At 40.1% G+C, this 25,005-nt stretch carries 17 protein-coding genes and 1 pseudogene; 15 read left to right on the top strand and 3 right to left on the bottom strand.

The annotated features are described in order from the left end of the window. Positions 1-51: 51 nt before the first annotated feature. From adcAII to HT734_RS09575, 3 genes are all read left to right on the top strand, one after another. On the top strand, positions 52-969 hold the full coding sequence (gene adcAII / locus HT734_RS00975) for a zinc-binding lipoprotein AdcAII (protein ID WP_061759134.1): 918 nt from the start codon (positions 52-54) through the stop codon (positions 967-969). 7 nt (positions 970-976) lie between these two features. Beyond that, entirely contained in the window at positions 977-4,018 is a 3,042-nt protein-coding gene (locus HT734_RS00970; RefSeq protein ID WP_173278410.1) for a pneumococcal-type histidine triad protein, read from the top strand. A 240-nt stretch (positions 4,019-4,258) separates the two neighbouring features. After that, complete coding sequence (locus HT734_RS09575) at positions 4,259-7,783, top strand: pneumococcal-type histidine triad protein (RefSeq protein WP_173278408.1); 3,525 nt, start codon at positions 4,259-4,261, stop codon at positions 7,781-7,783. Positions 7,784-8,036: 253 nt separating this feature from the next. Here HT734_RS09575 and HT734_RS00960 read toward each other — a convergent pair whose 3' ends face one another. Continuing rightward, positions 8,037-9,602 carry an ATP-binding cassette domain-containing protein gene (locus tag HT734_RS00960; protein ID WP_173278406.1) on the bottom strand — a complete coding sequence of 522 codons (1,566 nt, stop codon included), beginning with the start codon at positions 9,600-9,602 and terminating at the stop codon, positions 8,037-8,039. A 337-nt stretch (positions 9,603-9,939) separates the two neighbouring features. Beyond that, positions 9,940-10,269: pseudogene (locus HT734_RS00955) on the bottom strand (helicase BlpT). 162 nt (positions 10,270-10,431) lie between these two features. Between HT734_RS00955 and HT734_RS00950 the strand changes: the two are divergent. The 7 genes from HT734_RS00950 to HT734_RS00920 all read left to right on the top strand — a co-directional run bounded on the left by HT734_RS00950 (position 10,432) and on the right by HT734_RS00920 (position 19,115). Continuing rightward, complete coding sequence (locus tag HT734_RS00950) at positions 10,432-10,974, top strand: DUF177 domain-containing protein (protein WP_061759129.1); 543 nt, start codon at positions 10,432-10,434, stop codon at positions 10,972-10,974. After that, positions 10,974-11,603, top strand: coding sequence for an endonuclease III (nth, locus tag HT734_RS00945; RefSeq protein ID WP_061759128.1), 630 nt, complete (start codon positions 10,974-10,976; stop codon positions 11,601-11,603). Before HT734_RS00950 ends, nth begins: the two co-directional genes overlap by 1 nt. A 210-nt stretch (positions 11,604-11,813) precedes the next feature. Next, the gene (pyrR, locus tag HT734_RS00940; RefSeq protein WP_061759127.1) at positions 11,814-12,335 is read left to right on the top strand and encodes a bifunctional pyr operon transcriptional regulator/uracil phosphoribosyltransferase PyrR; all 522 of its coding nucleotides are present in this window, start codon (positions 11,814-11,816) and stop codon (positions 12,333-12,335) included. An 18-nt stretch (positions 12,336-12,353) separates the two neighbouring features. After that, positions 12,354-13,277: an aspartate carbamoyltransferase catalytic subunit gene (locus HT734_RS00935; RefSeq protein ID WP_061759126.1), complete on the top strand. Its 924-nt coding sequence runs from the start codon at positions 12,354-12,356 to the stop codon at positions 13,275-13,277. Positions 13,278-13,326: 49 nt separating this feature from the next. Continuing rightward, positions 13,327-14,406, top strand: a complete 1,080-nt coding sequence (locus HT734_RS00930; RefSeq protein WP_050278219.1) for a carbamoyl phosphate synthase small subunit — start codon at positions 13,327-13,329, stop codon at positions 14,404-14,406. A 312-nt stretch (positions 14,407-14,718) separates the two neighbouring features. Further along, the gene (carB, locus tag HT734_RS00925; RefSeq protein WP_061759125.1) at positions 14,719-17,895 is read left to right on the top strand and encodes a carbamoyl-phosphate synthase large subunit; all 3,177 of its coding nucleotides are present in this window, start codon (positions 14,719-14,721) and stop codon (positions 17,893-17,895) included. Between the two features lie 302 nt (positions 17,896-18,197). Beyond that, positions 18,198-19,115 (top strand): bifunctional riboflavin kinase/FAD synthetase, encoded by a 918-nt coding sequence (locus HT734_RS00920; RefSeq protein WP_061759124.1) that lies wholly within the window; start codon positions 18,198-18,200, stop codon positions 19,113-19,115. 87 nt (positions 19,116-19,202) lie between these two features. On the opposite strand, the gene HT734_RS00915 is transcribed toward HT734_RS00920, so the two are convergent. After that, on the bottom strand, positions 19,203-20,051 hold the full coding sequence (locus HT734_RS00915) for a YitT family protein (RefSeq protein WP_061759123.1): 849 nt from the start codon (positions 20,049-20,051) through the stop codon (positions 19,203-19,205). A gap of 140 nt (positions 20,052-20,191) precedes the next feature. On the opposite strand from HT734_RS00915, the gene HT734_RS00910 reads away from it, so the two are divergent. From HT734_RS00910 to vicK, 5 genes are all read left to right on the top strand, one after another. Beyond that, positions 20,192-21,031, top strand: coding sequence for a DegV family protein (locus HT734_RS00910; protein ID WP_061759122.1), 840 nt, complete (start codon positions 20,192-20,194; stop codon positions 21,029-21,031). A 107-nt stretch (positions 21,032-21,138) separates the two neighbouring features. Continuing rightward, complete coding sequence (locus HT734_RS00905; RefSeq protein ID WP_001284637.1) at positions 21,139-21,414, top strand: HU family DNA-binding protein; 276 nt, start codon at positions 21,139-21,141, stop codon at positions 21,412-21,414. Positions 21,415-21,726: 312 nt separating this feature from the next. Beyond that, positions 21,727-22,902 (top strand): A/G-specific adenine glycosylase, encoded by a 1,176-nt coding sequence (mutY, locus tag HT734_RS00900; protein ID WP_061759121.1) that lies wholly within the window; start codon positions 21,727-21,729, stop codon positions 22,900-22,902. Between the two features lie 55 nt (positions 22,903-22,957). Next, positions 22,958-23,662, top strand: coding sequence for a response regulator YycF (gene yycF, locus HT734_RS00895; RefSeq protein ID WP_000722067.1), 705 nt, complete (start codon positions 22,958-22,960; stop codon positions 23,660-23,662). After that, positions 23,655-25,004 (top strand): cell wall metabolism sensor histidine kinase VicK, encoded by a 1,350-nt coding sequence (vicK, locus tag HT734_RS00890; RefSeq protein ID WP_049535173.1) that lies wholly within the window; start codon positions 23,655-23,657, stop codon positions 25,002-25,004. Before yycF ends, vicK begins: the two co-directional genes overlap by 8 nt. Position 25,005 lies beyond the last annotated feature (1 nt).

Below are 25,005 nucleotides of genomic sequence, written 5' to 3'. Positions count from 1 at the left end.
TTTTTAGGAGTAGAATGTTTACCAGTTAATTAAATAGTTAAGGGGTTGTTTATGAAGAAACAAAGTTTATTTTTAGTATTGTTAAGTGTTTTCCTTTTGTGTTTAGCTGCTTGTGGGCAAAAGGAAAGTCAGACAGGGAAAGGGATGAAAATTGTCACTAGTTTTTATCCTATCTATGCTATGGTCAAGGAAGTATCTGGTGACTTGAATGATGTTCGGATGATTCAGTCAAGTAGTGGCATTCACTCTTTTGAACCTTCGGCAAATGATATTGCAGCAATATACGATGCAGATGTCTTTGTTTATCATTCGCATACGCTCGAATCTTGGGCAGGAAGTTTGGATCCCAATCTAAAAAAATCTAAAGTTAAGGTTTTAGAGGCTTCAGAGGGAATGACTTTAGATCGCGTCCCAGGGCTAGAAGATGTGGAAGCAGGGGATGGAGTTGATGAAAAAACGCTCTATGATCCTCATACTTGGCTAGATCCAGAAAAAGCTGGTGAAGAAGCCCAGATTATCGCTGACAAACTTTCAGAGGTTGACAGTGAGCATAAAGAAACTTATCAGAAAAATGCGCAAGCCTTTATCAAAAAAGCTCAAGAATTGACTAAGAAATTCCAGCTTAAATTTGAAAAAGCGAGTCAGAAAACTTTTGTAACACAGCATACAGCCTTTTCTTATCTAGCGAAGCGATTTGGACTTAATCAACTTGGTATTGCAGGTATCTCTCCTGAACAAGAACCAAGTCCACGACAACTTACAGAAATTCAGGAATTTGTAAAAACCTATAAGGTTAAAACAATTTTTACAGAAAGTAATGCTTCTTCAAAAGTAGCTGAAACTCTTGTCAAATCAACAGGTGTGGGTCTTAAAACTCTGAATCCTTTAGAGGCAGACCCACAAAATGACAAGACTTATTTAGAAAATCTGGAAGAAAATATGAGTGTTCTAGCAGAAGAATTAAAGTGAGGCAAGAATGAAAATCAATAAAAAATATGTAGTTGGTTCAGTGGCGGTCCTTGCCCTAAGTGTTTGCTCCTATGAACTTGGACGGTATCAAGCTGGCCAACTTAAGAAAGATTCTAATCGAGTTGCTTATATAGACGGTGATCAGGCTGGTCAAAAGGCAGAAAATTTGACACCTGATGAAGTCAGTAAAAAAGAAGGTATTAATGCCGAACAAATCGTTATCAAGATTACGGATCAAGGTTATGTGACTTCTCATGGAGACCATTATCATTACTATAATGGCAAGGTTCCTTATGATGCTATCATCAGTGAAGAACTGCTGATGAAAGATCCGAATTATCAGTTGAAGGATTCAGACATTGTCAATGAAATCAAGGGTGGCTATGTGATTAAGGTAGACGGGAAATACTATGTTTACCTCAAGGATGCGGCTCATGCGGACAATATTCGGACAAAAGAAGAGATTAAACGTCAGAAGCAGGAACACAGTCATAATCATGGAGGCGGTTCTAACGATCAAGCAGTAGTTGCTGCCAGAGCTCAAGGCCGTTATACAACGGATGATGGTTATATCTTTAATGCCTCTGATATCATTGAGGATACGGGTGATGCCTATATCGTTCCTCATGGCAATCACTTTCACTATATACCTAAGAGTGACTTGTCTGCCAGTGAATTAGCTGCCGCCCAAGCCTTCTTATCTGGAAAAGGTGGTCAATTAAGTACGGTTGAATATCGTTCAAGCAGAGGAGAAACAAGATCTAGTGTGAGAACTAGTCCATCTGAAACTCCTCAAAATCCTGCAACAGCTCCGGAGAGTCAAAATGAGGATTTAGCTAGTCTTCTTCAAGAATTGTACGCTTTGCCTCTGAGCCAACGTCATGTGGAGTCTGATGGATTGGTATTTGACCCAGCACAGATTACAAAACGTACTGCCAATGGTGTGGCAGTTCCTCATGGAGATCATTTCCATTTCATTCCTTACTCACAAATGTCTGCCTTGGAAGAAAAATTGGCTCGAAATCTGCCAATTGGAGGTCAGCCAGCTCAAAGTCATGCTGACAATACGAAACCAAGCAGTACTGAGAAACCAAGTGCAACGATTAAACCAAACTTTAATCTCGATAAGCCGGCACCGAATAGAGCAACTGGAGGCGCTTATACAACAGATGATGGGTATGTCTTTAGTCCAACAGATGTGATTGAAGATACAGGTGACGCTTTTGTTGTACCGCATGGCAATCATTTCCACTATATCCCTAAGAGTGATTTGTCAGCAGGGGAATTGGCTGCCGCCCAAGCTTATTGGAATGGTAAACAGAGCTCACATTCTGCTACAAGTTCAAGTAAACCAGCCCAACCAAGTTTGACAGAGACTCCTAATCTGACTGTCACTCCAACTTATCATCAAGACCAAGGGGAAGATATTCCAACACTTTTACGTGAATTGTATGCTAAACCTTTATCAGAACGACATGTAGAATCTGATGGACTCGTCTTTGATCCAGCACAAATCATCAAACGTACTGCAAATGGTGTCGCAGTACCTCACGGAGACCATTATCACTTTATTCCTTATTCGCAAATGTCACCTTTGGAAGAAAAATTGGCTCGTATGATAGCTGTCAAGGGACAAAATGGCAGTGTCTTGCCAAGCGTCACTCCTTTGAAGCCAGCCCCTACTACCAAACCTCTTGCACCAGCGGAAAATAAACCTACTGAACTTGATGTCAAGCAGGTTGTTAGAAAAGTTGGCGACGGATATATTATAGAGGATAAGGGTGTTAGTCGTTATGTTCTAGTTAAAGATTTGGCTAAGGATAAGATTGCTGATATTGAAAATCTCCTGTCTAAGAAAACTCAAGAGACACACGCTCTAGTTGCGAAGAAAGAAAATGTACCACCTCGTGATCAAGAATTTTATGATAAAGCTTATCATTTGTTGACCGAGGCTCATAAAGCCTTGTCTGAAAATAAGGGTCGTACTTCTGATTTCCAAGCCTTAGACAAATTAGCAGAACGCTTGAATGATGAATCTGCTAATAAAGGAAAATTAGTAGATGATTTATTGGCATTCCTAGCACCAATTACCCATCCAGAACGTCTTGGTAAGTCAAATGCTCAAATTGCTTATACAGACGATGAAATTAAATTAGCGAAATTAGCAGGTAAGTATACAACAGAAGATGGATATATCTTTGACATTCGTGATATTACCAGTGATGAGGGAGATGCTTATGTAACTCCACATATGAGCCATAGTCACTGGATTAAGAAAGAGAGCTTGTCTGAAACTGAAAGAGTGGCAGCTCAGGCTTATGCTAAAGAGAAAGGTTTGACACCTCCTTCAACAGAGAATCAGGGTTCAGGAAATACTGAGGTTAAAGGAGTAGAAGCAATCTATAATAAAGTGAAAGCAGCTAAGAAGGTCCCACTTGATCATATTCCTTACAATCTACAACATACTGTTGAAGTTAAAAATGGTAGCTTAATTATACCTCATTACGACCATTACCATAACATTAAATTTGGTTGGTTTGACGAAGGACTCTATGAAGCACCTAAGGGTTATAGCCTTGAGGATCTCTTTGCGACTGTAAAATATTATGTTGAACATCCTGAAGAACGTCCTCACTCAGATAATGGTTGGGGAAATGCCAGCGACCATGTTCGTAAAAATAAAGTAGGAGACAGTAAACCTGATGAAGTAAGTGAGCCAACTCGCCCTGAATCTGATGAGAAAGAGAATCATACAGGTTCAACTCCTTCAGTAGATAATCTTTATAAACCGAGCACTGATGAAGACGAGACAGAAGAAGTATCTAAAGATAAAACAGACGAAGCTGAAGTACCTCAAGTAGAAACCGAAAAAGTAGAAGCCAAACTCAAAGAAGTAGAAGCTCTACTTGCTAAAGTAAGGGATGCTAGTTTGAAAGACAATGTGACAGAGAGCCTAGCTGGTTTACGAAATAACTTGAGCCTGCAAACCATGGATAATAATGGTATCATGGCAGAAGCAGAAAAATTACTTGCTTTGTTAAAAAGGTAGTGAGTCAGTAACGACGAAACCAGAAGCATAAGTTTATCTTATTAAATCAAAATGATGTAAGAGTCAGTAGCAATACTGGCTTTTATTTTTTAAAATGTTATAAAAATCTTGACAGATAAGCTTAAAAAAGGTAAACTATTTACTGGTTAATTAATTGGTTAAATAACCAGTTTAGAAAAAACTGTTTAACCAAGCAAAAGAAGTTAAAAAAGCTTCATCATTTATTGAAATGAGGGATTTATGAAATTCAGTAAAAAATATATAGCAGCTGGATCTGCTGTTATCATATCCTTGAGTCTATGTGCCTATGCACTGAACCAGCATCGCTCACAGGAAAATAAGGACAATAATCGTGTCTCTTATGTGGATGGTAGTCAGTCAAGTCAGAAAAGTGAAAACCTGACACCAGATCAGGTTAGCCAAAAAGAAGGAATTCAGGCTGAGCAAATTGTTATCAAGATTTCAGATCAGGGTTATGTTACATCACACGGTGATCACTACCATTACTATAACGGAAAAGTTCCTTATGATGCCCTCTTTAGTGAAGAACTTTTGATGAAGGATCCAAACTATCAACTTAAGGATGGAGATATTGTCAATGAGGTCAAGGGTGGCTATATCATCAAGGTCGATGGAAAATATTATGTCTATTTGAAAGATGCAGCTCATGCTGATAATGTTCGAACCAAAGATGAAATCAACCGTCAAAAACAAGAACATGTCAAAGATAATGAGACGGTCAGCTCTGATGTTGCTGTAGCAAGGTCTCAGGGACGCTATACAACAGATGATGGTTATGTCTTTAATCCAGCTGACATTATTGAAGATACTGGTGATGCTTATATCGTTCCTCATGGAGGTCACTATCACTACATTCCAAAAAGTGATTTATCTGCTAGTGAATTAGCAGCAGCTAAAGCTCATCTGACTGGTAAAAATACGCAACCGAGCCAGTTAAGCTATTCTTCAACAGCTAGTGACAATACTAATCAAGCTATAGAGAAAGAATCAACTAGCAAGCCAGAAAGCAAAGTTGAAAATCTCCAAAGTCTATTGAAAGAACTCTATGATTTACCTAGCAACCAACGTTACAGTGAATCAGATGGCTTAGTCTTTGACCCTGCTAAGATTGTCAGTCGTACACCAAATGGAGTTGCGATTCCGCATGGAAACCATTATCATTTTATTCCTTACAGCAAGCTCTCTCCTTTAGAAGAAAAGATTGCTAGAATGGTGCCTATAGGTGGAACTGGCTCTACGGTCTCTACAAATGAAAAACCTAATAAAGTAGCGTCTAGTCTAGGAAGTCTTTCAAGCAATCCTTCTTCTTCAACGACAAGTAAGGAACTCTCTTCAGCATCTGATGGTTATATTTTTAATCCAAAAGATATCGTTGAAGAAACGGCTACAGCTTATATCGTCAGACATGGTGATCATTTCCATTACATCCTTAAGGCGAATCAAATTGGTCAACCGACTCTTCCAAATAATGGTCTAACAACACCTTCGCCATCTCTTCCAATCAATCCAGGAACTTCACATGAGGAACATGAAGAAGGTGGACATGGATTTGATGCCAATCGTATTATTGCTGAAGATGAAGCAGGATTTATCATGAGTCACGGTGATCATAATCATTACTTCTTTAAGAAAGACTTAACAGCAGACCAAATTAAGGCAGCGCAAGACCACTTGAAAGTGGCAAATACAACAACACCAGCACATGATGGCGATCACGACGAAGATAATAATGGACACCATCATGATGAAGGCCATGATCATGGATTTGATGCCGATCGTGTCATCAGTGAGGATGAGCAAGGATTTGTCATGAGTCATGGTGACCACAATCATTACTTCTTCAAGAAGGATTTGACAGCTGATCAAATTAAGGATGCACAAGACCATTTAAAAACACATCATGATGCAGAGCCTGTAAAACCTCTTGCTAAAACGGTAGAGTCTTTCTCAAGAGATGCTAGCGATGAAGAAAAGATTGCTTACATTTCTAAGACCTATGGCGTTCCACTTGAAGCTATTAGAATTTCAAACGGATTCTTTGTTTTTGGAAATCCAGACCAAGCCTACGATCCAACTCATATCCATCCATATGCTGTTCGTAAAGAACACGTTCGTATTCCTCTTCAAACTGGAAATCCAGAACTTGATTTCCTAAATGAACTTTATACCACTGCTTTGCGAGATGGTGTGTCTCCTTATAGCTTGCAGGTAGAAAATGGTAGTTTTGTGATTCCTCATGGCGACCATAATCACTACATCAAGGTTCAAACTAAGGGCTTTGAAGTGGCTTTGAAAAACAAGATTCCAGCTCTACAATCCAACTACCAACCTGGAGCTTTTGATGAGAAGGTAGTTTTGGCAAAAGTAGACCAACTTCTAGCTGAAAGCAGAAACATCTATAAAGACAAGCCTATCGAACAAAGACAGATTGAGTTAGCTTTAGGTCAGTTTACTGAAAACATGAAGAAACTGGCAACTAACTCTACAGTAGGTTATCTTGCAACACTGGATCTCTTTGATAAGCAATATATTCATATTGATGAAAGTGTCAAGCCTGTTAAAACAAGCGCTCTAGATAAGAAATATCAAGCCTTGATTGATAAAATAAATACACTGGATACAGATTCTTATGGGCTTCCTAAGAAAGATCTTCTCGTTCGACTCCAAGAAGCTAAATTGGCAAAAGATGAGGCTGCTTTAGCAGCAGTTGAATCACAACTTCGAGCTCTTCAAGACTTTAATGATCGAACAGGTGTTACAACTGTAGAATACATCAAGTATTTCTACGAACACGTAAATGACGGTCGTTTGAGTGATGAACTTCGAAACAAAGTAGCTCAGTTGACTTGGACCTTGTATCAATCTCAATCCTTCCTTAAGGCAGCAGAATTGAACAAATTATTCCCAAGTATCTATCAGGCAAAACAAGAAGTAGAAGAAGCTTTGAAAGCTCAACCAACTACTGCTAAATCGACTAAGACAGTTCTAGATACTGAAAAAGTTGATAATCAAACTGCCAAGACAGCCATTTATGGCTTCTTGAAAGAATTGTATGGAGACTTTATGCCTGAAGAACATGTCAATCATGTTAGCAAGGAGCAAGTAGAAAGTCTTTTGAGCAAGGCAACTCAACTCTTGGAACAAATTCAAGAAGAAGGTATCAGACAATCTTTGGCAGAAGAAGTAGAAAATCTCAAAGCTGCCACAAACAAGGCTGATGCAGACTTGGATGAAGTAAACAGCCAGGTGAAAGATGTCTTGACTCGTATCGCTAGTGCCCTTCAACAAGAGAAAGAAAATACTGAGCAAGATCCTCAGACACTTGTACTCTATCAAAAACTCTACGATATCCTCATGTCGCTTCACGCTTACTTAGAAAACAATAAGGGTTCTGATGAGGACTTTGATAAGGTAGATGCTTTACTAGATCAACTTTCTGCCAAGAGTAAGGACAAAGCCGCTTTACTTGAATTGACAAAAGCTATTCTGGTCTTGAATCAAGAAATCAAGTCAAAATCAAGCGTAACTGAAGAAGCAACTCCAGCAGCAAATGCTGAAGCAAATGGTGATAAGACAAGTCCCGAAACTGAAACATCAGCAGCTGCGGAATCTAACAGTGAAACTGCCAGCGACGAAAACAAACCGAGCAACGCAACAGATTCTAAACCTGCTGAATCAACTTCAGAAAAGGAAACAACAGAATCTCCAACAAGTACTGGAAATCAAGAAAAACCAGTAGAGTAAAAAAGTTGGTAGTCGGAGATTTAGGAGATTTTGCCATTCAAGGCTGTTTCCCATTTCTCATTGTAATTATAAACCATGGCAACATAAGAAAACGAGCATTTCCAACTGAGGAGGTGCTCGTTTTTTGATAGTTAGAAGTAGTTTTTATCCGTCTATTTAGAGTTGATTACAAGAAATGATTGACTTGACTGTGAACATAAGATGTATCACCTATTATAATGTTCAAATAGCGCTCCAAAGCAAATAATTATCCTCATGAGTATAAATCTTCTAAATCAACGACTTCCAAACCATTTTCTGTCAAACGATAGATACTCGTACAGACCTCTTTTAAGAAACGACGGTCATGCGAAACAGTGATGATACCGCCTGGATAGGTTGCAAAGAGTTTTCTGATTTGGGGTTGAGAAGTGGGAGAAAAGTTTCGTGTGGGTTCGTCCAACAGGAGAAAATTTGGTTTGCGCAAGACTAAATCTAAAAGCAGGAGTTTTCCCTGTTGCCCGCCAGATAAGGAGCGAATTTGATGCTGCATTTCTGGATAACTGAAATTGAGACTGGCTAAGTGGGATTGGATTTTCTGTAGTTCCTCTTTTTCACCAGTTTTGCTGAGATAAGCTATTGGGGATAAATCCAATTGTAGTTTTTGCTGGTAATCTTGAGGCATATAACCAAGCGAAATCTCTTTTTTATCATTAAGAAGTTGCTGTAACTTGGCTAACAGAGTTGATTTTCCAATACCATTTGGGCCGATGATACCAATTTTTTCTTGGCCACGGACAGTTAATTGTAGTTCTTGCACCAAAATTCGCTCGCCAATGGATAAATTTTCTTTTTCCAGTTGGATTAAGACTTTAGAAGTAGGTAATGGCTGTATATCTGAGAAGAAAAGTCTGATTTCTTCCTCTTCAAGTGGTTTTTTGGTCATGGACTGAGCTGCCTTTTCAATACGTTTTTCTTGAGAGAGAACATTTTTCATCTTTTTAGCTAATAGGCGACCGGCAGTACTGTCTTTAGTAGCTCGAAGCGCAGTTTCTACATTTTGCTTGACTCGCCGATGTTTTTCCATGGTTTTATCGTAGGCTCTTTTGTCGTTAGCAGCTTGCTGGCTTTGTTTGATAAAATTAGCCTTTCTCTGGTCGCTATAGCTATCATAATCTAAATGTTCTACTAGTGTTTCCGCTTTTTTCCGGTGCTTGACCAGTCGTAAGTGGACAATAGTATCAGCCGTTTCAGAAAGAAAATCCTCATCATGAGAAATGAAAATAACGGTTTGCCGAATCTTTCGAATCTGACCTTTTAGCCAATCAACCGTCTCAAGGTCTAAGTCGTTTGAAGGTTCATCTAAAAATAGAATCTCAAAGGGTTTGGCTAACTCATGGATGAGCTGAATTTTCAAAGATTCGCCCCCTGAGAGGCTCCCAATCTTTTGGTCGCTAGCGAAACGATCGCTATCAAAATGCAATTCCTCAGCCAAACGATAGAGGATACTGTAGTCTAAATCAATAGAATCTAAAAAGAAGTAGTCGTGTAGAGTCCTATTTTTTAGCTCCTCGGGGAGTTTTTGAGGAATATAGGCCAGAGACTGATGGTCAGACTGGATGTCTCCCCTGACAGTGAAATCAGGCAAAGCGTCCCCCATTAAAGTTTTAAGCAAAGTTGATTTGCCATTTCCTTCTTCTCCAATAATAGCTACCTTTTCTCCGTCTTGGATGGTCATGCTTAAGTCGGCTACAAGGTCTCGTAAATCTTTGTTTTGTGTGATGGTCAGGTGATTGATTTTTATCATATGATTGCCCTTTCTAGAATGTTGATAGTGCATAACAAAAAGCTCTACCTTACCTAGTAGAGCCAATGTCACTGTCAGAAACGCTATTATCCATGTCGAAAATCCTGTCAAACTAGACCAGTCTACTCCTATCCAACCCAAGAGGAGCAGATGGTTAGCTTTCTAGTTTTTTGATTTTCAAAGAGGATAAAGTACCAGAAGATCTAGTACAAAAAGAGCATGCAAAAAGAGACAAAAACAAGATCTACTAAATAAAGGTTCTTTATTTGATAGACTTAGTTGTTCATGTCTCCCTTACCTCCGAGTATTAGTATCTTTATCCTATACCTTTAAGGAAATTTTGTCAACAGAAAACTGGAAATTCTATGCTCTAAAATCCAAAAACAGGTCCATAAAGAGTTAGTACGTGTTTGACATGCTCGTAATGGAACTTGTCATAGTTGCGCCAAGCGGTATGTGCTTGATCGTTTAGTTTTAGGCTACCTAATCCAATCAGAAGACTGGTAGGTTGGTAAAATTTCTAAAGGTCGATTAAGATACTGTTGTTCAATTTTTCCGCTTTTTTGTTCTCTTGCACAGTGGTGTTTAGCAGCTCTTGCAGTCGAATATCATCTGCCGTACCCTGTTTACAGCGTTGGAAACTTTTATTTAACTCGGATAGGAGTTGGGTTGCATTAGCAATCAATTCTTTATCTTCCATGTGAGCATCCTTCTTGCTCTGATCTATTCTTGCCTATAGTACTAAAAAACAAAAATAGCATAGTAAATATATTGAAAAATGAATTTTAATTACAAAGTTTAGTGTGCTGGTTTGTAGCCTTTTCATGGTATAATCAAGTGAGTAAATCTTTATGGAGGAAATATGAAGTTAAATATCCAAGAAATTCGTAAGCAGTCTGAAGGCTTGCATTTTGAACAAACTTTAGATCTAGCTGCAAACCTGCGTGCACGTAATCAAGAAATTTTAGATGTAAAAGATATCCTTGCAGTTGGGAAAGTACAGTACGAAGACCGTATGTATTTCTTAGATTATCAGTTGTCTTACACCATTGTTCTTGCTTCAAGTCGCAGTATGGAGCCAGTTGAGTTAGTTGAATCTTATCCAGTCACGGAAGTTTTTATGGAAGGCGCAACTAACCAGTTGGACCAAGAAGTTCTAGATGATGATTTAGTCTTGCCTATCGAAAATGGGGAACTTAACCTTGCTGAGAGCGTGTCAGACAATATCCTGCTTAATATCCCTATCAAGGTCTTGACAGCTGAAGAAGAAGCTGGTCAAGGATTTGTGTCAGGAAATGACTGGCAAATCATGACAGAGGAAGAATACCAAGCTCAACAAGCAGTTAAGAAAGAAGAAAACAGTCCTTTTGCTGGCTTACAAGGACTATTTGATGGGGACGAATAATGGTTTTGTCAAAAAAACGAGCACGAAAAGTGCTAGAAGAAATCATTGCTCTGTTTCCAGATGCCAAGCCCAGTCTTGATTTCACTAATCATTTTGAACTCTTGGTTGCGGTCATGTTGTCAGCTCAGACAACAGACGCAGCAGTAAATAAGGCCACACCAGGTCTCTTTGCTGCCTTTCCAACGCCACAAGCCATGTCTGTAGCGACAGAGAGTGAGATTGCTTCACACATTTCTCGCCTGGGCCTGTATCGGAACAAGGCTAAATTCCTTAAAAAATGTGCCCAGCAGTTACTAGACGATTTTGATGGTCAAGTCCCTCAGACACGTGAGGAATTGGAGAGTTTGGCAGGTGTTGGTCGCAAGACAGCCAATGTTGTTATGAGTGTGGGGTTTGGGATTCCAGCTTTTGCAGTGGATACTCATGTGGAGCGTATTAGCAAACACCACGATATCGTCAAAAAATCAGCGACACCTCTTGAGGTGGAAAAGCGGGTCATGGATATCTTGCCACCGGAGCAGTGGTTAGCTGCCCATCAGGCCATGATTTATTTTGGAAGAGCTATTTGTCATCCTAAAAATCCAGAGTGTGACCAGTACCCACAGTTATATGATTTTAGCAATTTATAAGATGGGGGCTCAAAAGTTTTTGCTTGATTTTAGGTCTACTTTGTGCTATAGTATTTGATAACTAAATATTCCTTTAAACCTGTCCCGTGAGGCAGGCAAGGAGCGCGATAAAGTAGAAGGGTGAAGTCTATACTGTTTGCAGTAGGGCTCGCTTGGCTATACATTTCAAGTCTCCTTGTTTAAGGAGACTTTTCTTTTTGGAGGTTTGTCATGAAGACAAAAGAAGTTGTAGACGAATTGACCGTCAAACGAGCGATTACGCGTATTACCTATGAGATTATCGAACGTAACAAAGATTTGAATAAGATCGTCTTGGCTGGTATTAAAACTCGCGGTGTCTTTATCGCCCACCGAATTCAAGAACGTTTGGAGCAACTAGAAAATCTTTCAGTTCCTGTTGTGGAATTGGATACCAAACCTTTCCGTGATGATATTAAAAGTGGAGAAGATACCTCTTTGGTTTCAGTGGATGTGACAGACCGTGAAGTTATCTTGGTGGATGATGTGCTTTATACAGGTCGTACCATTCGCGCTGCTATTGATAATATTGTCGGTCATGGTCGTCCTGCGCGCGTGAGTTTAGCAGTTCTAGTCGATCGTGGACATAGAGAATTGCCAATCCGTCCAGATTACGTTGGAAAAAATATCCCAACCAGTCGTTCTGAAGAAATCATCGTGGAGATGGCAGAACTTGATGGCCAAGACAGAGTTCTGATTACTGAAGAAGCTTAGAAAGCTAAAGGAGTAGCCATGTCAGAAAATCAACAAGCATTGAACCATGTGGTGTCCATGGAAGATCTCACTGTCGATCAAGTGATGAAATTGATCAAGCGAGGAATTGAGTTTAAAAACGGAGCTCAGCTTCCTTATGAAGACCATCCGATTGTTTCCAATCTTTTTTTTGAGGATTCTACACGGACGCATAAGTCCTTTGAAGTGGCAGAGATTAAATTGGGATTGGAACGACTTGACTTTGATGTGAAGACTAGTTCAGTTAATAAAGGGGAGACACTTTATGATACCATCCTGACTCTGTCTGCTTTAGGAGTTGACGTCTGTGTGATTCGCCACCCAGAGGTTGATTACTACAGAGAGTTGATTGCTAGTCCGACGATTACGACTTCCATCATCAATGGTGGAGATGGTTCGGGCCAACACCCTAGCCAAAGCTTGCTGGATTTGATGACTATTTATGAGGAATTTGGTCACTTTAAGGGTCTCAAGGTTGCGATTGCAGGTGACTTGGACCATTCACGCGTTGCCAAATCCAATATGCAGATTTTGAAACGCTTAGGTGCAGAACTTTATTTTGCTGGACCTGAGGAATGGAGAAGTCAAGAGTTTGCAGACTATGGACAGTTTGTAACCATTGATGAAATTATTGATCAGGTGGATGTCATGATGTTTCTCCGTGTGCAACATGAACGCCATGATAGTGGAGCTGTCTTTTCAAAAGAAGACTACCATGCCCAACATGGCTTGACTCAAGAACGTTATGACCGTTTGAAAGAAACAGCAATCCTCATGCACCCAGCTCCAGTCAATCGTGATGTAGAAATTGCAGATCACTTGGTTGAAGCACCAAAATCACGGATTGTCCAACAAATGACTAATGGTGTCTTTGTTCGAATGGCAATCTTAGAATCCGTACTGGCGAGTAGAAACGCCAACTAAAACACAAGACGTTAAAAGACGCCAGTGAGCGTCCACGAGAGGTGAAAATATGACAAAAAGACTTCTAGTATTAGAAGATGGCACAGTTTTTGAAGGCAAGGCCTTCGGAGCAGATATTGATGTAACAGGCGAAATCGTCTTTAATACAGGAATGACCGGATACCAAGAATCCATTACAGACCAGTCTTACAATGGACAAATCTTGACCTTTACTTATCCTTTGGTAGGAAATTATGGAATTAACCGTGATGACTATGAATCCATTATTCCTACTTGTAAGGGGGTTGTTGTTTTCGAAGAAGCACGTAGAGCAAGCAACTGGCGAAATCAAATGACCTTGGATGAATTTTTGAAAGCCAAGAAAATTCCTGGTATTTCAGGGATTGATACGCGTGCCCTTACCAAGATTATCCGTAAGCATGGTACTATGCGTGCAACTCTGACCCATGTTGGAGATAGCATGGATCATGTGACTGACCAGCTCCAGGCAACGGTATTACCGACAGACAATATTAAGCAGGTTTCTACTAAAACATCCTATCCAGCTCCAGGAGTTGGTTTGAGCGTGGTGTTAGTGGACTTTGGCCTCAAGCACTCAATCCTACGTGAACTTTCGAAGCGCAACTGTAATGTGACCGTGGTTCCATACACGACAACGGCAGAAGAAATTCTTCATCTTAATCCTGACGGAGTTATGTTGTCAAATGGGCCAGGTAACCCAGAAGACGTTCCACAAGCACTCGACATGATTCGCGGTGTGCAAGGGAAAATTCCAATCTTTGGTATTTGTATGGGGCACCAACTTTTCGCTATGGCAAACGGTGCTAAGACCTACAAGATGAAATTTGGTCACCGTGGCTTTAACCATGCAGTACGTGAAATTGCTACAGGCCGTGTGGACTTTACTAGTCAGAACCATGGTTATGCAGTTAGCCGTGAGGATTTACCAGAGCACTTGATCATTACCCACGAAGAAATCAATGACAAGTCAGTTGAAGGTGTGCGTCACAGATACCAACCTGCTTTCTCTGTTCAATACCACCCAGACGCAGCCCCTGGTCCACACGACGCAAGCTACCTATTTGACGAGTTTATCGAGATGATGGAAGCATTTAAACAATCAAACTAAGAACGAGTAAAAGCTCGTCGGAGAATTTATGTAACTGAACACGGACGGAAAGCTCGGAATTTAGAGAAACCAATTTGGATTGTCAATCCTTCCTTGGTTTCCTAAAATTCAATCGTTTTCTATTTGTCCTTTGTATCTTATTTAATGTCGACCCGAGAGTTGCCGAATAGAAAGGAGAAGGGTGCTCCGTATTTGCTGAACTGAATACGGGCTACGGACGGTGCTAAAAAGATAGTTATTCCTAGAACTGATAGTTCTTCGTCATAACTCCTATTTTAGCTTTGTCCGCTTGACGCCCTTAATATCTTATATATGCCTAAACGTACTGATATTCAAAAAATTATGGTGATTGGTTCTGGTCCAATTATTATTGGTCAGGCTGCAGAGTTTGACTACGCTGGGACCCAGGCTTGCTTGTCTTTGAAAGAGGAAGGTTATGAAGTTGTCTTGGTTAACTCAAACCCTGCAACTATCATGACGGACAAGGAGATTGCTGATAAGGTTTACATCGAACCGATTACACTTGAGTTTGTGACACGTATTCTTCGTAAGGAGCGCCCAGATGCCTTGCTTCCAACCCTTGGTGGTCAAACAGGGCTCAATATGGCCATGGAATTATCTAAAAATGGTATCCTTGATGAGCTTGGTGTTGAGCTTCTGGGAACTAAATTATCTGCCATTGACCAAGCCGAGGACCGTGACCTCTTTAAACAATTGATGGAAGAGCTCAACCAACCAATTCCAGAATCTGAAATTGTCAACACAGTCGAAGAAGCAGTTGCCTTTGCAGCGACAATTGGTTACCCAGTTATCGTTCGTCCAGCCTTTACACTTGGTGGTACTGGTGGTGGTATGTGTGCCAACGAGGAAGAATTGCGTGAAATCGCTGAAAATGGTTTGAAATTGTCACCTGTTACCCAATGTTTGATTGAGCGTTCAATCGCAGGTTTCAAGGAAATCGAGTACGAAGTGATGCGTGACTCAGCTGACAATGCTTTGGTTGTTTGCAACATGGAAAACTTTGACCCAGTTGGGATTCACACAGGGGATTCCATTGTATTTGCCCCTGCGCAAACCATGTCAGACTATGAAAACCAAATGCTTCGTGACGCAAGCTTGAGCATTATTCGTGCCCTCAAAATTGAAGGTGGATGTAACGTTCAGTTGGCCCTTGACCCACATAGCTTTAAGTATTATGTTATCGAAGTAAACCCTCGTGTATCGCGTTCATCAGCCCTTGCCTCTAAAGCGACAGGTTATCCAATTGCCAAGTTGGCTGCCAAGATTGCAGTTGGCTTGACCTTGGATGAGGTGATCAACCCAGTTACAGGTTCAACCTATGCCATGTTTGAGCCAGCCCTTGACTACGTAGTTGCCAAGATTCCCCGTTTTCCATTTGACAAGTTTGAAAAGGGTGAACGTCGTCTTGGAACACAGATGAAGGCGACAGGAGAAGTCATGGCGATTGGTCGAAACATCGAAGAATCACTTCTTAAGGCCTGTCGCTCACTTGAAATCGGTGTTCATCATAACGAGATTCCAGAACTTGCCAGTGTTTCAGATGATGACTTGATTGAAAAGGTTGTAAAGGCACAGGATGACCGTCTCTTCTACGTATCAGAAGCCATTCGCCGTGGCTACACACCAGAAGAAATTGCAGAGCTTACAAAAATTGATATCTTCTATCTTGATAAACTCTTGCATATCTTTGAAATTGAGCAAGAATTGGGTGCCCATCCACAAGATCTAGAAGTCTTGAAAACAGCTAAACTTAATGGCTTCTCAGACCGTAAGATTGCTGAACTTTGGGAAACGACTGCAGACCAAGTTCGTCAGCTTCGTTTGGAAAACAAGATTGTCCCAGTCTACAAGATGGTTGATACCTGCGCGGCGGAGTTTGACTCTGAAACACCATATTTCTATTCAACCTATGGTTGGGAAAATGAATCTATCAAATCTGATAAAGAATCTGTACTTGTTCTAGGTTCTGGTCCAATTCGTATCGGGCAAGGGGTTGAGTTTGACTACGCAACTGTTCACTCGGTTAAGGCTATCCAGGCTGCTGGATACGAAGCTATCATCATGAACTCAAACCCAGAGACCGTTTCTACAGACTTCTCGGTATCTGACAAGCTCTACTTTGAACCGTTGACTTTCGAAGATGTTATGAATGTCATTGACTTGGAACAACCAAAAGGGGTTATCGTTCAGTTCGGTGGTCAAACAGCCATCAACCTTGCGGAGCCATTGGCAAAAGCAGGTGTGACCATCCTTGGTACACAGGTTGCTGACCTAGACCGTGCCGAAGACCGTGACCTCTTCGAGCAAGCTCTAAAAGACCTGGATATTCCACAGCCACCAGGACAAACGGCTACCAATGAAGAAGAAGCAGTGCTTGCAGCTCGCAAGATTGGTTTCCCAGTTCTTGTCCGCCCATCTTATGTACTTGGTGGACGAGCTATGGAAATCGTTGAAAACGAAGAAGACCTCCGTTCTTACATGCGAACTGCGGTTAAGGCTAGTCCAGACCACCCAGTTCTTGTTGACTCTTACATCGTTGGGCAAGAGTGCGAGGTTGATGCCATTTCAGACGGTGAAAATGTCCTTATCCCTGGTATCATGGAACATATCGAACGTGCTGGTGTCCACTCAGGTGACTCAATGGCCGTTTACCCACCACAAACCTTGTCGCAAAAGGTGCAAGAAACCATCGCTGACTACACTAAACGCCTAGCAATTGGTCTTAACTGCCTTGGAATGATGAATATCCAGTTTGTTATCAAGGATGAAAAAGTCTATGTTATTGAGGTCAATCCACGTGCTAGCCGTACGGTTCCATTCCTTTCTAAGGTGACCAATATCCCTATGGCTCAAGTAGCGACCAAGCTTATTCTTGGGCAAAGTTTATCAGAACTTGGCTACCAAGATGGACTTTACCCTGAAAGCACTCGCGTTCATATCAAGGCACCTGTCTTCTCCTTCACGAAACTAGCTAAGGTAGACAGCTTACTTGGTCCTGAAATGAAGTCCACAGGTGAAGTTATGGGTTCTGATACGACTTTGGAAAAAGCTCTCTATAAAGCTTTTGAAGCTTCTTACTTACACTTGCCAACCTTTGGTAACGTTGTATTTACCATCGCTGATGATGCCAAAGAAGAAGCCTTGGACTTGGCTCGTCGTTTCCAAAATATTGGATATGGAATCCTTGCGACAGAAGGAACAGCAACCTTCTTTGCCAGTCATGGATTGCAAGCCCAACCTGTTGGTAAGATTGGTGATGACGATAAGGATATTCCAAGCTTTGTTCGCAAAGGAAGAATTCAAGCTATTATTAACACAGTAGGAACAAAACGAACTGCTGATGAAGATGGTGAGCAGATTCGCCGTTCAGCCATTGAACACGGAGTGCCCCTCTTCACAGCCCTAGATACAGCTAATGCCATGCTCAAAGTATTGGAAAGCCGTAGTTTTGTTACAGAAGCAATCTAGTTGAGAAAGAATTTTCACAGTTAAAAAGCCAGCGTCAAAAAACGCTGGTTTTTACGATATTAGTGCAGGCTATTCAACTATCAGTTCTTCACTCAAGAATGACTCTAAATTGTGATGCTATAAGAATAAATTAGGAATGGCTTATGTTGTCAATCGTTCCTCTTTTTTGTAATTCTAGTATATCAGAGTCAATATATGTTTGCACGGTGCTGCATTTTGCAAAAATGGTTATTTCAGGTTAAAAAAACGACATTTCATATTTTCTGTTCCAGAAATAGCTATCACTATGATATAATTATTTTATGATTATTACTATTCCTATAAAAAACCATAAAGATATTGGCACACCATCTGATTCAGTTGTAGTTCTGGGCTATTTTGATGGTATACATAAGGGGCATCAAGAATTATTTCGTGTTGCCAATAAGGCTGCGAGAAAGGATTTATTACCTATCGTAGTTATGACCTTTAATGAATCTCCAAAGATTGCTTTAGAGCCTTATCATCCGGATTTGTTTTTACATATTTTGAATCCTGCTGAACGTGAAAGAAAATTAAAGCGCGAAGGTGTAGAAGAATTATATCTTCTTGATTTTAGTAGTCAATTTGCTAGTCTCACGGCAGAAGAATTTTTTGCAACCTATATCAAGGCTATGAATGCTAAAATTATTGTTGCAGGTTTTGATTATACATTTGGCTCTGACAAAAAAACGGCAGAGAACTTAAAGGATTACTTTGATGGAGAAGTTATTATTGTCCCACCTGTAGAAGATGAGAAAGGAAAGATTAGTTCAACACGTATCCGGCAAGCTATTTTAGACGGAAATGTGAAAGAAGCAGGAGAACTTTTGGGGGCGCCGCTTCCATCAAGAGGGATGGTGGTTCATGGCAATGCTCGAGGTCGCACGATTGGTTATCCAACAGCGAATTTGGTGCTTTTAGACCGTACTTATATGCCGGCAGATGGCGTTTACGTGGTTGATGTTGAGATTCAAAGACAGAAATATCGTGCTATGGCTAGTGTCGGGAAAAATGTGACCTTTGATGGAGAAGAAGCACGTTTTGAAGTCAATATTTTTGATTTTAATCAAGATATTTATGGTGAAACAGTCATGGTTTATTGGCTTGATCGCATTCGAGATATGACCAAATTTGACTCAGTTGATCAATTAGTGGATCAGTTAAAGGCAGATGAAGAAGTAGCTCGCAATTGGTCTTAAGAGTTTGAGTAATTAAAAAAGAGGTTGTCTGTAACCCAAAAGATAGATGATTTAGTCTAACTTTTGAGGTCACTACACTACCTCTTTTTATTCTTTTTCAAAGGTGAAGCCTTCTCCAAGGATTTCATGGGCTTCTGTGATCGTGATAAAGGCTTGAGGGTCAATTCGATGAATCATTTCCTTCATTTTCACAATCTCATTTCTACCGACAATACAGTAGATAATCTTCAAATCTTTTTGACTATAGTAGCCTTGACCGGAAATAAAAGTAACACCTCTTCCTAGGTCATCATTAATCGCCTTAGCAAGTTGATCAGGACGTTTTGTGATAATCATGAAGCCTTTACCTGCATATCCTCCTTCACCAATCAAGTCAATAACACGAGAAACGATAAAATCAAATAAGAGCGTGTAAGAAACCAATCTCAAATCCTTGAAGATCAGGAGAATGAGCATAAGAATACAAAAATCTAAGATAAAGAGCAGCTTCCCCATGGATATATGAGTGTATTTGTTGATAATACGAGCTACAATATCAGTTCCGCCAGTTGTACCACCAGCATTAAAGATAATTCCAAGGCCAATTCCCAATAGAATTCCCGCTATAAGTGCAGTAATCAGTAAATCACCTTGAAGATCAATATGAAGGGGAATACGCTCAAAAAAAGCCAACCAGGCGGACAAAGCTAAGGTTCCAAGCAAACTAGAATAGAGGGATTTTGCTCCAAATATTTTCCAAGCTAGGATAAAAAGGGGAATGTTAATCAGCAGGTTCATGAGGGAAACAGGGATTTTAAAAAGATAAAAGGTGATGAGGGTAATACCTGTCGCTCCTCCTTCAAAGAGGTGATGAGGAACTACAAAATAAGTTAGCCCAAAAGCATAAATGGCAGCACCTAGTAAAATGGTTAAAACGGGATAAATTTTTTTAATCATAGGAACCTCTTTTCTTATAAGTAGATTATATCAAATTTTTAAGGAAAATTTGAATGACTCCATTAGGATTTTTAATCTTTTTTTGATATAATTAGATGTGAGAAAACCAATCTGAATCCTAAAATAGAAAGATTGATACTATGACAAAAATTAAGATTGTAACCGATTCATCTGTTACTATTGAACCAGAACTAGTAAAACAATTAGATATAACAATTGTTCCATTATCTGTAATGATTGATAATGTTGTTTATTCTGATGCGGATTTGAAAGAAGAAGGTAAATTTCTTCAGTTGATGCAAGAAGCTAAGAATCTTCCGAAAACAAGTCAGCCACCTGTAGGTGTCTTTGCTGAAGTGTTTGAAGACCTATGCAAAGATGGTAGCCAGATTCTTGCTATTCATATGTCCCATGCCCTTTCTGGTACTGTAGAAGCAGCGCGTCAAGGTGCTAGCCTATCTACTGCAGATGTGACTGTTCTTGATAGCTCTTTTACAGATCAAGCCTTGAAATTCCAAGTTGTTGAGGCTGCGAGATTAGCTCAAGAAGGCAAAGACATGGAGACCATTTTATCTCATGTAGAAGAGGTTAAAAACCACACAGAACTTTATATTGGCGTTTCAACTTTGGAAAATCTTGTCAAAGGTGGACGAATTGGCCGTGTAACCGGATTGTTGAGTTCACTTCTCAATATCCGTGTTGTCATGCAGATGAAGGACCATGAATTGCAGCCAATTGTTAAAGGTCGTGGAGCTAAAACTTTTAAAAAATGGTTGGATGAGTTGACAGCATCTCTCTCTGAACGTTCTGTAGCAGAGATTGGAATTTCATATTCTGGTAGTGCTGATTGGGCAAAAGAGATGAAAGAAAGCTTACAAGCTTATGTTGAAAAGCCAATTTCTGTTTTAGAAACAGGTTCTATTATTCAGACTCATACAGGCGAGAATGCATGGGCTATTTTGGTACGTTACCATTCCTAAAAAAATAAAGAAAATGCGAATAAACAGCGTTTTTAACTTGACCTATAAGGAATTTTAGGATATGATTATATTTGTTAATTAGAAATTAATTTGGAGGAATCGTTAACATGGCAAACAAACAAGATTTGATCGCTAAAGTAGCAGAAGCTACAGAATTGACTAAGAAAGACTCAGCAGCAGCAGTTGAAGCTGTATTTGCAGCAGTAGCTGACTACCTTGCAGCTGGTGAAAAAGTTCAATTGATCGGTTTTGGTAACTTTGAAGTTCGTGAGCGTGCTGCACGTAAAGGTCGCAACCCACAAACTGGTAAAGAAATCACAATTGCAGCTTCTAAAGTACCAGCATTCAAAGCTGGTAAAGCTCTTAAAGACGCTGTTAAATAATTAGCCTTTAAAAAGCCTATTGTATCAAGCTTTCTAGCTTGGTCAATAGGCTTTTATTTTTCATTTTTTCACTTGTTTTAGGATGATATCAACCTGCATTTTCATTGTTTTATAAGAGAGATGAGTCTTTATGGTTTATTTGTCTCAAAATCAAACCCTGAAGGTGGATAATCGCATTCTATGATATTTTATTGATTTTCAGTTGTAATCATATCAAATATTTAAGTAGAAAGAAAAATCATATACTATCTATTGAAAATATTATAAATCAGATAAAAAGACAGGTGAAATCTTCTGTGTTATACTAGAGATATGTTAGATTTGAAAGAATACGGTATCGTCATGTGGTCGGAGGAAAAGATCATTTCTTTCCGTGAGAAACTTCTTAGTTGGTATGATGAAAACAAAAGAGATTTACCGTGGCGCAGAAGTAAAAATCCTTATCATATCTGGGTGTCTGAAATCATGCTCCAGCAGACCAGGGTGGATACGGTTATTCCCTATTATAAACGATTCTTGGAATGGTTTCCGACCGTGGAAAGTTTGGCAGCTGCGCCTGAAGAAGGTTTGTTGAAGGCTTGGGAAGGTTTGGGCTATTATTCTCGAGTTCGTAATATGCAGGCTGCGGCCCAGCAGATTATGGCTGATTTTGGTGGTCAATTTCCAAACACCTATGAAGGAATTTCCAGCCTGAAAGGAATTGGACCTTACACAGCAGGAGCCATTTCCAGTATTGCTTTTAACTTGCCTGAGCCAGCTGTAGATGGTAATGTCATGCGGGTCTTGGCGCGTCTATTTGAAGTTAATCACGATATTGGGATTCCAAGTAATCGCAAAATTTTTCAGGCAATGATGGAAATTCTGATTGACCCAGAACGGCCAGGTGACTTTAATCAAGCCTTGATGGACTTAGGATCTGATATTGAGGCTCCTGTAAATCCTAGGCCAGAAGAGAGTCCAGTGAAGGATTTTAGTGCGGCATATCAGAATGGAAGCATGGACCGTTATCCAATTAAGGCTCCAAAGAAAAAGCCTGTTCCTATTTATCTTAAAGCCTTGGTGGTCAAAAATACTCAGGGGCAATTTTTACTTGAAAAAAATGAAAGTGAAAAGCTATTGGCAGGTTTTTGGCATTTCCCCTTGATAGAAGTTGATAACTTTTCGCAAGAAGAACAGTTTGACCTCTTTCATCAGGTTGCGGAAGAAAACGTGAACTTTGGTCCAAGTCCAGAAGAGAGTTTCCAGCAGGACTATGACTTAGAAGTTGATTGGCTTGATGTTTATTTTGAGACTGTCAAGCATGTATTTAGTCATCGCAAGTGGCATGTTCAAATTGTAGCAGGTCAGGTAAGTGACTTCCATGACTTTTCAGATAGGGAAGTTCGCTGGCTTTCACCAGAAGAGTTTAAGAATTATCCACTTGCCAAACCCCAACAAAAAATCTGGCAGGCTTATGCAAAAGCCAATATAGACAGTAGCAAAGACTAGCTATTGTGTCTTCTTGTTATTTTTTTGGTATAATAGTAGAGAAAAAGGTGAACATATGAAAAAAATATTAATTGTAGATGATGAAAAACCAATCTCGGATATTATCAAGTTTAATATGACCAAGGAAGGTTACGAAGTTGTAACTGCTTTTAACGGTCGTGAAGCGCTAGAGCAATTTGAAGCAGAGCAGCCAGATATTATTATTCTGGATTTGATGCTTCCAGAAATTGATGGCTTAGAAGTTGCGAAGACTATTCGCAAGACCAGTAGTGTGCCTATTATCATGCTTTCAGCTAAGGATAGCGAATTTGACAAGGTTATCGGTTTAGAGCTTGGGGCGGATGACTATGTGACAAAACCCTTCTCGAATCGTGAGTTGCAGGCGCGTGTTAAAGCACTTCTGCGTCGTTCTCAGCCTATGCCAGTAGATGAGCAGGAAGGAGACAGCAAACCTCAGCCTATCCAAATTGGAGATTTAGAAATTGTTCCAGATGCCTATGTTGCTAAGAAATACGGTGAAGAACTAGACTTAACCCACCGTGAATTTGAACTCTTGTACCACTTGGCTTCTCATATCGGTCAAGTGATTACACGTGAACACTTGCTTGAAACGGTCTGGGGTTACGATTATTTCGGAGATGTTCGAACAGTCGACGTAACTATTAGACGTTTGCGTGAGAAGATTGAAGACACACCAAGCCGTCCTGAGTATATTCTAACACGTCGCGGTGTCGGTTATTATATGAGAAATAATGATTAAACTAATTAAAGACACAGTTTTAACTAGTGATTTTATCTTTGTCCTCATTCTACTTGGCTTTATTTTAGTGGTGACCTTGCTTTTACTAGAAAATCGTCGGGATAATATTCGGTTGAAGAAAATCAATCAAAAGGTAAAGGACCTGATTGCAGGAGATTATTCTCAGGTATTGGATATGCAGGGAAGCTCTGAAATCACTAATATTACCAATAATCTCAATGATTTATCAGAAGTAATCCGTTTGACCCAAGAAAATCTGGAACAAGAGAGTAAACGATTGCACAGTATCCTCTCTTACATGACAGACGGAGTTCTTGCGACCAATCGTCGTGGCAAGATTACCATGATTAATGACATGGCTAAGAAACAGCTAGGCGTTCAGAAAGAAGAAGTTCTCAATAAAAGTATTCTAGAATTGCTTAAGATTGAAGATGAGTATGAACTTCGTGATTTGATTACCCAAGTTCCTGAGCTAATGATTGATTCTCAGGATGCCAATGGTGAGTATCTGAGCCTTCGTGTACGCTTTGCTTTGGTGCGTCGTGAGTCTGGCTTTATCTCAGGTTTGGTTGCTGTTTTGCACGATACGACAGAGCAGGAGAAGGAAGAGCGCGAACGGAGACTTTTTGTTTCCAACGTTAGTCATGAGCTACGGACGCCTCTGACTAGCGTAAAATCCTATCTTGAAGCCTTGGATGAAGGGGCTCTGACAGAACCTATCGCACCAGACTTTATCAAGGTATCTCTAGATGAAACCAACCGTATGATGCGAATGGTGACGGATCTCCTTCATCTTTCTAGGATTGATAATGCGACTAGTCACCTAGATGTGGAAATGATTAACTTCACTGCCTTTATTACTTTTATTCTTAATCGTTTTGATAAAATGAGAGGACCAGATGGAGAGAAAAAATATGAATTGGTGAGAGATTATCCAATTACCTCTGTCTGGATTGAAATTGATACTGACAAGATGACACAGGTGATTGACAATATTCTTAACAATGCCATCAAGTATTCGCCTGATGGCGGGAAAATCACAGTGACCATGAAGACGACTGATGATCAGATGATTTTGTCTATTTCTGACCAGGGATTGGGGATTCCAAAGCAAGATTTACCACGTATCTTTGACCGTTTTTATCGTGTGGATCGTGCCAGAAGTCGTGCCCAAGGTGGTACGGGTCTAGGACTAGCAATTGCTAAAGAAATTATCAAACAACATAAGGGCTTTATTTGGGCCAAGAGTGAATACGGTAAGGGATCAACCTTCACCATTGTGCTCCCTTATGATAAGGATGCAGTGAAAGAAGAAGTATGGGAGGACGAAGTAGAAGACTAGA

It is taken from the genome of Streptococcus sp. k-90 (assembly GCF_013277565.1).
In the GTDB taxonomy this organism is placed as follows: domain Bacteria; phylum Bacillota; class Bacilli; order Lactobacillales; family Streptococcaceae; genus Streptococcus.
The sequence above is the reverse complement of the archived record's forward strand: the minus strand, read 5'-3'. Positions and strand labels throughout refer to the sequence as shown.